We start from the raw sequence: 14301 nt of genomic DNA, 5'->3' as shown, positions 1-14301 counted from the left end.
ATGGCGGTCGAGCTGCCCGAACCCCTTCAGTGGGTGCTCCTCCTGCTGGCCGGCACCCGCTGGCCGGAGGCGGACGAGGACATGCTGCGCGACATGGCGGAGCGCTGGCGACAGGGGGCCGAGACCCTCAAGGACGCCGGTGAGGCGGCGGACTCCGCGCTGAAGCGGGCACTGGAGGGCCAGCAGGGCGTGGCCGCCGAGGCGTTGGCCAAGCACTGGGCGCAGTTCACCGTGGGCAAGGGCACCGAGCAGGACCCGGGCTACTTCCCCGGACTGGTGCAGGCCTGCAACGGCATGGGCGACATGCTGGAGGCGATGGCCAACTCGGCGGAGACCGCCAAGATCCAGATCATCGCGCAACTCGGCATCCTGGCCTTCGAGGTCGCCACCGCCGAGGCGGAGGCGCCGTTCACCGCGGGCCTCTCGCTGGCCGAGATCCCGGTGTTCGTCGGGATCAGCCGGACGGTGGTCCAGCAGATCCTCAAGAAGCTGCTGAAGGAGGCCCTGGAGTTCGCCGCCAAGCAGGCGGCCCAGATGGCCGCCATCAACCTGATGGCCCAGAGCATCGAACTGATGGAGGGCCACCGCAAGAGCATCGACATGAAGGAGCTGGGCCAGAACGCCCTCGGCGGCGCCGTGGCCGGGGCCAGCGGGCACCTGATCGGCAAGGGGTTGAGCGGTGCCGGCTCGAAGCTCGGCCTGGCCGGCGCCATGCAGACCACCGGCGGCAAGATGGTGCACGGCGCGGCGGTCGGGGTCGGCGCGGACGTGTCCACCCAGCTGATCACCACCGGCCACGTCGAGGGCGGGAGCCTGCTCGGCTCGGGCCTCAGCGGCGGCGCCGCGGTCGGCCTGCGGGCCGGCTCGGCGAACATCAAGGGCCGGTTCAACGGCCCGCCGACCGGGCCCACCCCGCACAGCGCGCCGCCCCACGGCGGTACTGCCACCACCACCGGGGGGACGCCCGTCGGCGGCTCGCTGTCGGGGTCCGGCTCCGGCGCGGGCTCCCTGCCCGGCGCGGGCGCGGGCTCGTCCGGTACTGCTTCGCCCGGCGCCGCTTCCTCGGGGGCTTCGTCCGGCGCCGGTTCGTCCGGCGGGACCGGGCGTGGTGACAGCACCCCGGCCTTCTCCAGGCCGGACGCCGCCACCTCCGCCTACCAGGGCCCGGCCGGCGGGACCGGTACCCGAGGCACCCTCGACGGTGGGGGCGCGTCCTCGGCCTCCGCGGCCGGGCACACCCCGTCGGGCAGCCAGGCGACCGAGACCGGCGCCGGCGGTGCCGCCGCCGGCGGAGCCGGCCGTAGCCCCGGCGCGGGTGGCCTGGTCCCCTTCGGCTCCGACCGGTCCGCCACGCCGAACCCGGTCGCCGACCACACCACCGGGACGCCCGCCGCGGCCCCCGCGCACGTCCCGGCCCAGGAGAGTGCGCCGCGCGGTACCGAAACGGCCGTCCCGCACGCCAGCACGCCCGAGGCCGTCCCGCACCAGGCGGCGCCGGCTCCCTCGCACGCCCAGGCTCCCTCGCACACCCCGGAACCTTCGAACACGTCGGCCACGTCGCACACGCCGGTCACGGAGAGCACGCCCCGTACGGAGAGCGCGCCCCGTACGGAGGGCGCGCCGCGCGGCGCCGCGCCGGACAGCCCGGTGCGCGCTCCCGAGCCGGCCCCGGCGGCGGACCGGCACGTCGACACCCAGCCCAGCACCGGCGGCATCCAGCGGCCCGAACCGCAGCATGCGGCAGCCGACGCACCGGTCCGCACCACACCGGACGCCGTCCCCCGGCAGTCGGTCCCCGACCCGGCTCCCGCCGACTCCGGCCGGTCCGCCGAGAGCCGTACCGAGCCGACCGCGAACCAGATCCCGGCCCAGACCCCGAACCAGATCCACACCCCGACGACGGCGCCGCCGGTGCACAGCACGCCGGAACAGATGCCGGGTGCCACGCCGCACGAGGCGCCCGCCGCCTCCGCCGCCCCCGCACGCGACACCACCCCGCCGCCACCGCCGGCGCACAGCACTCCCCAGCAGGGACCGAGCGCCACGCCGCACGAGACGTCGGCCGCCTCCTCCGCTCCGCCGCCCGGCCACACCACGCCTTCCGCCGCCCCGGCGGCCCACGCGGCAGCTGCGCCCGGCGGTGCGCCGGTCGCCCACGGGACCTCCCAGGGGTCGTCCGGTCCGGTCGCGCCTCACCCGTTGGCGGGTGACCACCCGGTGCCGACGACACGCGAGCCCGCCGACACCGGCACGAGCCGGCTGGACACGGCGGGCATGCCGCCCGGCATGTCCGTCCCCACCGCCCGGCCGGCGGCGGGCGACCAGCCCTCCCGCTCGACCGAGACCCCGTCCGTACCGCCCCCGCCCCCGGCCGACGCCGGCGCGGCCGCCGCCACGCCGCACGGCGTCCAGGGTGGCGCCGCCCCCCGGAGCGGGACGTCCCGCGGCCCGTCGGCAGCCCCGCCGCCGCAGTCCACTCGGACGGCTCCGCCGATTCCGCCGCGTCGTCAGGCGCAGCCGTCGGGGCAGCAGCCTCCGGTGCAGCATCCGGCTTCGGGTGGGGGTCGGACGGCTCCGCCGATCCCGCCGCGTCGCCAGGCGCAGCCTTCCGGACAGCAGCCCCCGGTGCAGCATCCGACGCAGAACCCGGTTCAGCCTCCGGTGCAGCGTCCGGCTTCGGGTGGAGGTCGGACGGCTCCGCCGATCCCGCCGCGTCGCCAGGCGCAGCCCTCCGGACAGCAGCCCCCGGTGCAGCATCCGACGCAGAACCCGGTTCAGCCTCCGGTGCAGCATCCGGCTTCGGGTGGAGGTCGGACGGCTCCGCCGATCCCGCCGCGTCGCCAGACGCAGCCCTCCGGACAGCAGCCTCCGGTGCAGCACCCGGCGCAGAACCCGGCGTCGAGTGCCGGCCGGACCGCGCCGCCGATCCCGCCGCGGACGGCTCCGTCCGTGCCGGGCCGGACCGCGCCGCCGATCCCGCCGCGGACGCAGGCGCAGCCGTCGGCGCAGCACCCGACGGCCAACCCGGCCCCGACCCCGAACCCGACCCAGCACCCGACCCAGCACCCGGCCCCGAACAACCCCGCCGGCACCCCGGGCGGGTCCGGCACGCCGCACCGTCCGCTGACCGCGCAGGCGGCCGAGCAGATCCACCAGACCGAGCGCAACCAGCGGCAGGCCGAGCTGGACGCGCTGCGCCAGGGAGGCACCGGCCGGGTCGGCCGGACGGCCCAGGAGATGGGCCGGGAGCAGCAGTTCACCATCACCCGGCCGCCCGAGGCCGCCCAGCTGGTCCGGGACGTGCCGACGATGTCCGCGCAGGAGCGGGCGCAGACGCTGGACGCGCTGCGCCCGGAGTACCGGCGCTGGCTGGCCAAGGACCCGGCGTTCGTGGACGCGCTGCGCGGCGCCCTGCCGCCGAAGGAGTTCGCGACCACGGCCGCCCGGTTGATGGTCGACGTCGACAGCCGTACCGCCCAGCCGGTCTCGGCCCGGGCGCAGGCCCGTGCGCAGGCCGAGCGGTTGCTCCAGGACCCCGATGTGGCGGCCACGTTGCTGAAGGGCGGGGCCGGCATCGTCGTGGTGCCCAAGGACGTCTCGATGACCTCGGTCAACGCCTTCCACGGGCTGCGCGGGACGACGGCCGGCGGCTCGTCCGGCGGCGGCCGGGGCTGGGACGACGTGCGCGGTTCGGGCGGTCGGCGGGCCGCCGTCACCGAGGAGAACCTGCTCGGGGAGAGCACCTCGGTCGGCAACGCGACGCACTACCAGGACGGTTACTCCACGACCACGCACGAGTTCGCCCACACCGTCCACCAGTACGGCCTCCCCGCCGCCGACCGGGCCGCGATCACCAGCAGCTACCAGACCAAGCTGAACGACCCGAACGCGGCCTGGACGGACGGGCCGCGCCAGGATCTCCACGGCAACCCGGTCGACAACTACGGCTCGCGCGACGAGCTGGAGTACTTCGCCCAGGTGACCAACGCCTACCTGGGCACCAACCACGGCACCGACCCGCACACCGGGCAGCAGCGCAACAACGGCCCGGCCTGGGTGCGGGCGAACGAGCCGGCCCTGCTGCCGCTGCTGGAGCGGCTCTACGGTCCGGATCCCGTCCCCGGTACGCACGCACCGGCGAACCCCGTCGTGGCCACCCGGGCCGAGAACGACATGTACGAAGGGTTCCGGGACTTCATGGAGGGCGTGGACCGCTCCGCCCCCGCGACGGCCCCGCCCAGCCACACCCCGCCCGCCCACACCCCGCCGCCGGCCCCTTCGCACGCCCCGCCGCCGGTCCCCGGCAGCGCGGCGCCCACCCCGGGGGCGCACGGCACGCCCAACTCCGCACACCCGGTGCCGCCCCCGCCGCCGACGCCCACCAGCCACCCCACGCCCGACGGCATGACCGACCACGAGACGGCGGAGTCCGAGTTCCGGCTCGGCACCGCCGCGCTCCTGGAGCAGACCGTCGTCGAGCGGCTCGGCGGGAGCGGCCTCGGCCTGCCGCCCGGCTCGCTGGTGCTCGGCGGCGGCGGGGGCGTCGCCGCCCTCCAACTGCACCGTCCGGTCCAGGACCTGGACATGCGTCTCTCCTTCGGCGGCGACGGGATCAGGAACCCCAACGAGGTGCTCCGCTTCCTTGCGGACGAGGTGCTCACCGACAGCCAGGTGGTGCCCGGCCGGCGCACCGCTTCGACCACGGTGACCGGTCGCTTCGGCGGGCTCGACGTCAGCATCACGCTGGCGCCGGTGCGCTCGCAGGAGCACCCGATGGAGGTGGTCGTCAACGGCGAGACCCACAACGGCGAGACTGTCCCGCTGAAGGTGGTGGCGAGCGAGGACCTGCTGGGCGACAAGCTCGCCGCGCTCGCGATGCGCAAGCAGGACGCCAAGGTGGACGTGGCGCTGCTCCGGGAGAAGCGGGTCCGCGACGCCCTGGACGTGCTGACGCTGCACTCCAAGCTGGACCCGGCCGCGCTCGACCACCTGCGGGACGGCCGCGAGTCGATGCGGCCGGCGATCGGCAAGCTGGCGGACGTGGTCGCGGAGGTCTCCAAGCACTCGGCGGACCGTTTCACCCCGGCGCAACTGCACACCTTGGAGGAGATCTCCCAGCGCCTCGGCAGCGAACCGACGGCCCGGCCCGCGAGGGAACCGAAGGGCGCCAAGCCGACTCCCGAGCAGCTGGCCGAACTGCGCGCGGCCAAGGAGGAGGCGAAGCGTCTGAAGGCGGCGGCCGCCGCTGCTGCCGCCAACGGGAACGGCAACGGGAGCACCAACGCCCGTGCCGGCGGCTCCACTTCGACCACCGACCGGGGCGCCCCGACCGGTCCGCCCCTGCCCACCCCGAACCCCGACACCCACACCTCCTCGGCTCCGCCGCCCCCGCCCCCGCCGCCGCCCGCGTTCACCACCGGCCCGGTCTCCCGCGGCCTGCACCCGACGCAGTCCCCGCCGCCCCCGCCGCCCGCACCGACGGGTCAGGGCGGTGCCCACCAGGCCGCCGCGTCCCACCACACCGCCCCCCACCAGACCCCGGCCCCGCACGCCCCGGCCCCGCACATCCCGTCCCACCACACCACCGGCCACTCCGACGGCCACACACCGATGGACACGGACTCCCGCACCCCCAGCCCCGCCCTGGACGAGGACATGGGCGTCCACTCCCCGAGCCCCGAACCGGGCGCGGCGGTGCCGCCGGCGGCCCCGCCGCGCCGGCCGCTGCCGGTCGCCGTGCAGACCGGTTTCACCGGCGACCCCCGCTTCCCGCTCCGCGGTGACCAGGTGTGGCTGACCGAGGTGCTCCCGTCCAACGACCGGCCGATGACCCGGTTCGGCACCGACCAGCGTTCGCACACCGTCCCGTGGGTGCTCACCCGGCGTGCGGCGGAGGGCCTGGCGAACCGTACGGCGGAGTCCGTCTGGAACGAACTGGTCTCCGACATCAAGGAGTTCCAGAACTTCCGGCCGCTGCCGAAGGGCGCGGCGGCGGCCGACCACCAGATGGTGGTGGAACGCTGGAACGACATCATGGGCCGGCTCGGGACGCTCCCGGAGCGGCCGCCGGCCGACCTGCCCCTGCCGGACTGGCACCGCAACCTCGGCGACCTGGTCTCCGGCTACATCGAGCTGTCCCAGATCACCTCCTTCGCCTCCTTCGCCGACGGCGCGGCCAAGGGCCGGGGCGAGGCCGGCATGATCGACCGGATCGACCGCTACGTGCGCGGCGAGGGTCCGGCCCCCGCCGCGCGCGAGGTGGTCGGGACCCTGCTGGACATCAAGGAGAACAACGCGCTGACCAAGGAGGACGCCGCCGCTGCCAGGGAACACCTGATCAAGAGCCTGCACCGGGCGTTCCCGGACTACCTGACGCCGGGCCGCAAGGCCGAGATCGAGGGCCTGCTCAACCTGGCGACGCCGGTGCCGGTCCAGCTGCACACGGCTCTGCCGCCGACCGTGGAGGCCTTCCGGCGCTACGACGCCGACAGCGACCTGGTCGCGGACATCGCCGTCGACCGGCACGACCCGTCCCTGATCGGCCGGATCATGCTCAGCGAGCAGGCCCGGCCGGGCACCCAGTACCAGACGCAGAACTCGCACGCCGCGTCCTGGTCGTTCATGCGGGCCTCGCTGCTCTCCTTCGAGGGCAGGAGCCCGCAGGTCCTGGAGGGCTGGCTGGGCGCGCGCTTCGACGAGATGCACGGCATCCAGGACCTGGACGGCCCCACCCGCGCGCTGGTCGACCACGCCCGGAGCGAGCTGGCGGACATCGAGAACACCCCGCCCACGATGCGCCCGGCCCGGACCAGCGATCTGATCCGGCTCTTCGTGGTCGCCCACCAGAAGCTGCCGCACACCACTTTCGTGGACGCCTTCCAGCTGGCCAGGGCCACCGCGAGCGGCGAGTTGGACCTCGGGCAGATCGGCTCCGGGCAGCACGACCAGGTGGTCGCCAGTCACTTCGACGGCGCGGCACCGTTCGGGATGGCGGGGGAGCGGCTCGACCAGGCGTACCTGAGCTGGGCGAACATGGCGGCCACGCTCGGTCCGGTCGGCCCGGAGACGATCAACCACCTGGCCGACCGGTCCTTCAGCGACAAGAACATGCAACTGCTGCTGCAGGCCGGCCGGCTCCGGCCGCTGGACTCCGCCCTGGGGGCCAGGTACCTGTCGGGGCTCGGCGCGTGGGAGCGCTCGCTCACCACGGTCTTCGGCGACAACGGACGTGCCGCGGTGGAGAGGTCCTGGGGCGTCTGGCGCGAGGAGTTCACGATCGACCGGTTCAACGTGCCGGAACGGGCCCACCGCGATCGGCTGGAGCAGTGGTTCCAGCAGGTCCAGCAGGCGGACCGCCCGTCCGACGCGGCCGGCGCACTGGCCGGGCTGACCGCCTACTACCAGGGGCTCGGCGCCACCACCAGCCGCTCCGAGCAGCAGCGCGCCCTGCGGAACCTGCTGGACCAGGCCGACGACGCCGCTGCCGCTGCCGGCGGGGGCTGATCCTGCCGTGCCGTCAGGGCGGGGCTCCTCGCCCTGACGGCACGCCGGGCGAGCGGCCGTCGCGGCCGGTGCCGGTGCCGGCGCACCGGCCGCCGGCTGTCGCCCCCGGGAGCGGCGCGGAGGCCGTACGTCGCCCGGACGTTCAGGGGGACGGCAGGCGGCCTTCCGCGGCGGTGGACGACAACCCGCCGTGAGGACCGGAGGCGGCCGACGGGGACGAGGGCGGGGACGGGGCGAGCCCGCCGGTCGGCGTCCCCCCGGGTGAGCCGTCGACGGAGGCCGCCCCCGGGCGAGCACCCGGGGCGGCCCGACGTGCCGCGAGGGCTCCCTGCGCCCGGACCAGGCCCAGTTGCAGGGCCGGCGTGCAGACGAAGGCGATGCCGAACGTGGCCGCGCCGCCCAGGGGTTCGGTCAGTACGGCGACCAGGTAGCAGAAGGCGGTGAAGCCCAGCAGGCCGCGCAGCACCCCGCGCAGGGTCGCCTCCGCCACCGCGGCCCCGCCCTGGGCGAGGGCGAAGGTCGCGACCACGCTGGTGCCGATGGGGAAGGGCGCGAGCACACCCGTCAGGTCGGGCCCGAGGTGCGAGGCGGCCGTGGTCAGCGCGGTGACCAGCAGCGCCGTCGCCGCGGCGCGGGCCGGGAGGTCCCAGCGCGGCGGCGGCGCTGCCCTCGGCAGCTCGGCCGGGCGGGCCCGGCCGAGCGCCTTCGCCCCGCAGGCCGTCGCGGCCAGCGCCAGGCACAGCGCCAGGGCCGGCGGTACGGAGAGCCGGCCGAGCACGAGGTCCGCGGCCAGGCAGACCGTCCAGGCCAGCACCAGGGTGACCGCCCAGTGTCCGGCCCGCGCCGTCCGGGCGAGCCGGGCGAAGACGACCGCGAACAGGGCCAGCGAGACCAGCCCGAGCAGCGAGGCCCCGGCGGCCCGCGCCGTGAACTCCCGGCCGTGCTCCAGCCAGGTGATGAACAGGATCGGCCCGGCCACGATCGGCAGGGCCACCAGGGTGCCCGTCAGCGCCGGCCCCCAACGGCGGCCGGCCAGGGTGGAGGCGACCACCAGTGCGGGGGCGAGCAGCAGCTTGAGGATCAACATCGACACCGGCGTCATCCTGGCACATGCCTGCGCGGGGCCGGCCACCGGCCGCCCGGCGGGAGCAGGCTGCTCCGGCGGTCCCGCCCCGGGCACCGTCCGCCGCCCCGTCCCGCCCGCGCCGGGGCTCGGGAGACGTGCCAGGGGGACGCGCCCGGGTGGGCCGGCTTCCGCCGTTCGTACCGCGGCAGCCCGGGGCCTCTCAGGAGCGGTGGGGGAGCGGCTGTCCGGTGGCCGGCGGCGGCACCGAGGCCAACTGCTGGGGCGCGGGAGCCCGCAGGGCGAGGTCGGGCTGCAGGGCCTGGACGAGATGCAGGGCCTGGACGCGCAGGCTGAAGCGGGCCGTGTCGCCGGTGGTGAGGCGCAGCACCCGGTGCTTCGGCAGGCCGACCGTGACGGTCAGGCTGATCTGCGCGGCGGCCAGGTTGTCGGCCGTCTCCTCGTTCTGCAGCACGAGGAACAGGTTGTAGCGGTAGCCCGTGCTGGTGCCGTCGGTGGCCAGCCAGTGCAGCCAGCTGTCGTCGTGCTGTTCGGCGAGGCCGGTGAGGGCGTTGGTGAGCGCGGCGTTCACCTGACTCCTGAAGTGGACGTCGGTGTAGTCCAGTTGGAGGGTCGAGAACAGGTGACCGCCGAGTTCGGTGACCAGGGTGCTGACCCGGATGGTGTCCTCGACCAGCGTGCTGTCGGTGGTCCGCAGCAGGGTGCTGTCGGGCAGGTTCCGCGCGGCCCCCAGGATGCTCGCGTGGTCGAAGGCCCTGCCCCGGCCGGGGTCAGCCTGTTGGAAGGCCTCCGCCGTCTCCAGCGCCTGCTGCAGGTGCAGGGGCGTGACGTGCAGGATCTCCTTGGAGTGATGTTCCCTGGCGGCCGGGAGGGCGACGGTGACGAGGTGCGACGGCCGGTGTGTCATGGCGTTCTCCTGGTCGGTGCGGCGGGTGGTCGAGGGTGGCCCGTCCTGGGGGCCGGCCGTGGCCGCCCGGGCGACGTCGACGGCCCGCGGCCCGGGACGGCGGGGCGGGGTCGGTCGGGTGGACGGTTCGGGTCGCGGGCGGCGCCCGACGGCGGGCCCGGGTGCCGGCCCGGGCTGGTCACGGGCCACGGCGGCACACGGGCCGGGCGGGGTGGGGCAGGTGATGCCGGCGGGGTCGGAGCGCCACCGGAGCGGGGAGCACCGGGCGCCGCCGGTGGGGGCCGCCGGGCGTTACCGGGGGCCCTCCGTGGTCACCCTTCGGCCACGCACGAGCCGGGGTCCGCCAGCAGGGACCAGATCAGGTCGTCGGGTACCGCGGCCGGGGATCCGCCTTCGATCAGTGCGTCGCTCATGGGGAACTCCATTCACTGTCGCCGTTGATGCAACTCGATAGTTGCACATCACCTCCGCAGGCGCAACCATAGAGTTGCACTCGGATGCCCCGTGGCCCCGCGCGTCGCAGCCGTGTTCGCAGGATGGGCCCCGTGGTGGGGCCGACCCCGTCGTGGACGCGGCCGGGAGCGGCAGGGGGCGCGACTCCGGGGCCGCCGGAGTCGCAGGCCCCGGGGGCGCCGTCAGGCGAAGAGCTCCTCCAGCACGGCTGCCACGCCGTCCTCCTCGTTGGACCGGGTGTGCCGGGTGACCGCCGACAGGACCGCCGGGTGGGCGTTGGCCACCGCGTAGCCGGCTCCGGCCCAGCTGAGGACGCTCAGGTCGTTGGGCATGTCGCCGAAGGCGACCACCTCGTCGGCGCCGATGCCCCGGTCCGAGCAGAGCCCGGCCAGCGTGCCCGCCTTGGTGACGCCCGAGGCGCTGACCTCCAGCAGGCCGGCGCCGCCGGAGTGGGTGAAGGACGCGACCGGGCCCAGGGAGGTCTCGGCGGCGGCGAGCAGGGCGTCGGCGTGGGCCCGGGCCGACCAGGCGAGAAGTTTGACGATCGGATCCTCCGTCACCCACAGCTGCTCACTGCTGGGGATCTCGTGCTCGGCGGCGCCGTCCCCGGTGTGGCGCAGTCCGAACTCCGGTGCGATCAGGACCTTGTGGCCGGTTTCGAGGGCAAAGCCGATATCGGGAAAGCTCGCTGACAGTGCGTCGGCAATGCGGCGGGCCGAGCCCCGGGGGAGCGTACGTGACATGGTCACGGTGCGGGATGCGATGTCGTAGACCATGGCGCCGTTGCTGCAGACCGCCGTTCCGGTCAATCCGTAGGCATCGGCGAGCCTGTCGACGTAGCGCGGAGGCCGGGCGGTGACCAGCACCACCTCCGCCCCGGCGTCCTCGGCGGTCCGCAGGGCCCGTCGGGTGCGCTCGGAGAGACCGCGCTGCCCGTCCAGCAGGGTGCCGTCGAGATCGGTGGCGACCAGACGAAATCGTTCCATCGAAGGAGTTTACTCAAGGGGGTGCCTGCGGTGCGGGCCGTCCGGGAGTCGATCGGTCCGGCGGTCGGCCCGGCGGTCCCGCCGTCGGCCGGGCTGATCCTGCGGCGCCTCCCGGCCTTCGGCTCGGCCGGCCGGCACGAATCCCTGCAGCATCGTCAACTTCTGCGTCGCGCCGGACCACGAAGCCGCGGCGGCAGTTGTGGGCCACGGGCCCGAAGGTGTCTTCGAGACGCTCGTGTTCGGCAACTTCGACACGTCTGAAGCGGTGATCGAGTGGGAGAGCATCTTCACCGGTCGCAGCTTCGAGGAGCTCGTCGAAGCCGACGAGCCGGTCGTCATCGCCGACCTCGACGACGGAGACGGCCCCACGGTCTTCGTCGCTTCCGAGGCACTTCGACACGCGCTCGCCGCTGCCGACGGGGCCGAGCCGGCCGAGGCCGGCGCGCTGTGGGTCCAGGAACTGGCAGCGGAGGGCGCGGAGTTCGACCTGGAGATCGCGACCGGAATCCTGGGTGAGCCGGCCCGGCCGGCGCGCGGCATCGACGGGCGGACGACAGCCTCTACTGCTGGACGGCCTGGTGCGCCAGCTGTGGAGCTTGATCCTGCCGCCCCACGGCTGCGACCGTAGCGTGCCGTCGAGTACGACGCTGAGCTGGCTCGGGCCGTGGCAGACCGGTCGTGGCAGGGTCCTTGGCCCAGCACCGACGCCGCACCCGGCCTGGCCGGCCCGGGAACGGATCCGACGGCGCCGGGCGCGGGCCCGGAGCAGCCACCGCCGGTGACAGGCACCCGGCGACCGTGAAGGCCACGAGCTGTGGCTGGCGCGTCAGTTGAGTGGCTTGAGGCCGCCGCCGGTGAGGAGGTAGGCGGGTGCGATGTCAGTGCTTTGCGTACGGATGAGGTTGACGATGGCCTCACCGGTGATCTGGGGCGTGAGTGTGGGCCCCATGTGTCGGAGGTATTCCTCCTGGGTCTGGTTGTCGCGGACGGCGTAGGCGCGTGCGGCGGTGCGGCCGAGTTCGGTGGCCGGTGTCATGCGGGGCAGGACGCTGGTGAAGGTGATGTCGAGGGCGGCGCGTTGTGCTTCGTCCTGCGCGTAGCCGGTGATGAAGCGTTGGGTGGCCTTCGCGCCGGCGTAGCCGCCGCTCAGGGGGGAGCCGGCGAGGGCGGCGCCGCTGCTGATGGCGATGACGCGGGCTCCGGGGCGCAGCGGCTTGAGGAGGATCTCCCGCAGCCAGTGGAAGGTGATCCGTACGTCGGTCTCCCAGGTGGCGGAGAAGGACTCCCAGGTGTGGTGCTGAAGGGGGCGCATGTGGGGGTTGGCGCCGGCGACGAGGACGACGTTGTCGGGTTCGTGGAGGTCCAGGAGGCGGCCGGCTGACGAGGCGTCGGCCGCGTCGGCGGTCTCGACCCGGATGCTGCCTTCGCCGTTGGTGGGGGCGGTGAATTCTGCGGTGCTGCGGGAGACGGCCACCACGGGGGCGCCGGCCTCGGCGAGCGATGTCGCGATGCCGTGTCCGAGTCCGCGGCTGGCTCCGACCACGATCGTGGTCCTGCCGGACAGGTCACTCATGACGTCCTCCTGAATCCTGGTCGAGCCCCGGGCCGGGAGGGTCCCGGCCCGGGAGGGTGATCGTCCACCGTCCGGCGGGTCCCCGGCCCGCTCCGCCTCGTGCCGTCCGGGCGTTCCGGGGGTGGTCCTGCCTCGCACGGTCCGGCGGGTTACGGGGTTGCGTCCTGGTGCTGCTTCAGGGCGCGGCGTTGGGTCTTGCCGACGGGGGTGCGGGGGATGGCGTCGATGAACTGGACCTGACGGATCTTCTTGTAGGGTGCGACGCGTTCGGCGACGAAGGTGATGATCTCCTGGGCCGTGACGGGCTCCTTCACCACGAGGAACGCCTTGGGGATCTCGCTGGCCTCCTCGTCGGGTACGCCGATGACGGCGGCGTCGGTGACCTTGGGGTGCGTCATCAGGACCGCTTCGAGTTCCACCGGTGAGACCTGCTGGCCCTTGTACTTGATGAGTTCCTTGATCCGGTCGACGAGGAACAGTTCGCCGTCGCCGTCGGCGCGTGCGAGGTCGCCGGTGTGCAGGAATCCGTCGGGTTCCAGTGCCTCGCGCGTCGCCTCGGGTGCGTCGAGGTACCCCTTCATGACGTGCGGGCCGCGGATCAGGACTTCACCTTCCTGGCCGGGGCCCAGGGCCTGGCCGGTGGTGATGTCCACGATCTTGAACTCGATGTTGGGGGTCGCCCGGCCCACCGATCCCGCCGGGGATCCGTCGATCTGCATGAACGACACCAGGCCCTCGGTGAGTCCGTACCCCTGCCCGACGCGGCAGCCGAGCCGTTCCTCGCAGATCCGGGCGATCCGGGGGTCGAGCGCGGCGCCGCCGGAGACGATGGTGCGCACCGACGACAGGTCGAACTGATCGACGAGGGGGCTGCGGGCGAGGAGCACGGCGATGGTCGGCACCACGTACAGGCGGGTGATCCGGTGGTCCTGGATCGCCTGCAGGTAGGCCTGCGGGTCGAAGCGCGGCATGGTGACCACGGTGGCGCCCTGGCGCAGGCTGGAGTTCATCACCATCAGGAGCCCGAAGGCGTGGTGGAACGGTGCCACCGCCAGGACCCGCTCCCGCTCGTCCAGGGGTGTGGCCGTGCAGGTCTGCAGGACGTTGGCGGACATGTTGCGGTGGGTCAGCATCACTGCCTTGGGGCGTCCTGTGCTTCCCGAGGAGTGCAGCAGCGCCACCACGTCGCCGGCCGCGTCGACGTCCGTGACCCGGAGCGGGCCGGTCGCCGGGCCCGGCGCGAGGGTGCCGGACGCGGGGCCGTCGGCGAGGTCGTCGTGGGCCAGCAGCTCCGCGAACGGCGTCGTGCCGGGCGCCTGCCCGAACACCACCACCTCCCGCAGCTTGCTGCCCGCCACCAGCTCCGCCGCCCTGGCCGCCTGCTCCTCGGTCGTCACCAGGACGACCGCGCCCGCGCCGTTCAGGTGGGCGAGGAGGTCCGGTGTGGTGTCGAGCGGGTTGAGCACCACCACGGTGCCGCCGGCCGAGGCCGCCGCGTGGAACACCACGGGGTATTCCGGGAGGTTGGGGGCGAGCAGGGCCAGTACGTCCCCCGGGCCGAACCCGCGGGTGCGCAGGGCGCCCGCCACCCGCTCCACGGCGGCGAGCAGTTCCCCGTACGTGAAGGAGACCTCACCCTTCACGTCGACGAGCGCGACCTGGTCCGCGTGGCGCCGGGCGTGCTCCAGCACGAACGAGCTGAACGATGTGTCGGGGACGGGGGTCGGCGGGTGCGGCCCGGTGAAGATCATGACGCCGCGTCCCCGCGACGGTAGGTGCTCAGGCCCGGCTGGAA

Annotated in this window: 7 protein-coding genes; 2 read left to right on the top strand and 5 right to left on the bottom strand. The window is 74.5% G+C overall.

All coding sequences use genetic code 11. The annotated features are described in order from the left end of the window. Positions 1 to 7503, top strand: coding sequence for a WXG100-like domain-containing protein (locus IE329_RS34900; RefSeq protein WP_190215048.1), 7503 nt, complete (start codon positions 1 to 3; stop codon positions 7501 to 7503). A gap of 142 nt (positions 7504 to 7645) precedes the next feature. Here IE329_RS34900 and IE329_RS34895 read toward each other — a convergent pair whose 3' ends face one another. The 3 genes from IE329_RS34895 to IE329_RS34885 all read right to left on the bottom strand — a co-directional run bounded on the left by IE329_RS34895 (position 7646) and on the right by IE329_RS34885 (position 10933). Next, a complete protein-coding gene (locus IE329_RS34895) occupies positions 7646 to 8596 on the bottom strand; it encodes a hypothetical protein (RefSeq protein WP_229928008.1) in 951 nt (316 codons plus the stop codon). Positions 8597 to 8789: 193 nt separating this feature from the next. Next, complete coding sequence (locus IE329_RS34890; RefSeq protein ID WP_190215047.1) at positions 8790 to 9494, bottom strand: hypothetical protein; 705 nt, start codon at positions 9492 to 9494, stop codon at positions 8790 to 8792. Between the two features lie 635 nt (positions 9495 to 10129). Beyond that, the gene (locus tag IE329_RS34885) at positions 10130 to 10933 is read right to left on the bottom strand and encodes an HAD family hydrolase (protein WP_229928007.1); all 804 of its coding nucleotides are present in this window, start codon (positions 10931 to 10933) and stop codon (positions 10130 to 10132) included. Positions 10934 to 11168: 235 nt separating this feature from the next. Here IE329_RS34885 and IE329_RS34880 point away from each other — a divergent pair, with 235 nt between their 5' ends. After that, positions 11169 to 11561 (top strand): hypothetical protein, encoded by a 393-nt coding sequence (locus tag IE329_RS34880; RefSeq protein ID WP_229928006.1) that lies wholly within the window; start codon positions 11169 to 11171, stop codon positions 11559 to 11561. Positions 11562 to 11759: 198 nt separating this feature from the next. On the opposite strand, the gene IE329_RS34875 is transcribed toward IE329_RS34880, so the two are convergent. After that, a complete protein-coding gene (locus IE329_RS34875; RefSeq protein ID WP_190215046.1) occupies positions 11760 to 12506 on the bottom strand; it encodes an SDR family oxidoreductase in 747 nt (248 codons plus the stop codon). Between the two features lie 149 nt (positions 12507 to 12655). Continuing rightward, positions 12656 to 14257 carry an AMP-binding protein gene (locus IE329_RS34870; protein ID WP_190215045.1) on the bottom strand — a complete coding sequence of 534 codons (1602 nt, stop codon included), beginning with the start codon at positions 14255 to 14257 and terminating at the stop codon, positions 12656 to 12658. Between the last annotated feature and the right edge of the window lie 44 nt (positions 14258 to 14301).

Source organism: Kitasatospora indigofera, from assembly GCF_014655955.1.
In the GTDB taxonomy this organism is placed as follows: Bacteria; Actinomycetota; Actinomycetes; order Streptomycetales; family Streptomycetaceae; genus Kitasatospora; species Kitasatospora indigofera.
This window is presented reverse-complemented; position numbering and strand designations above follow the sequence as displayed.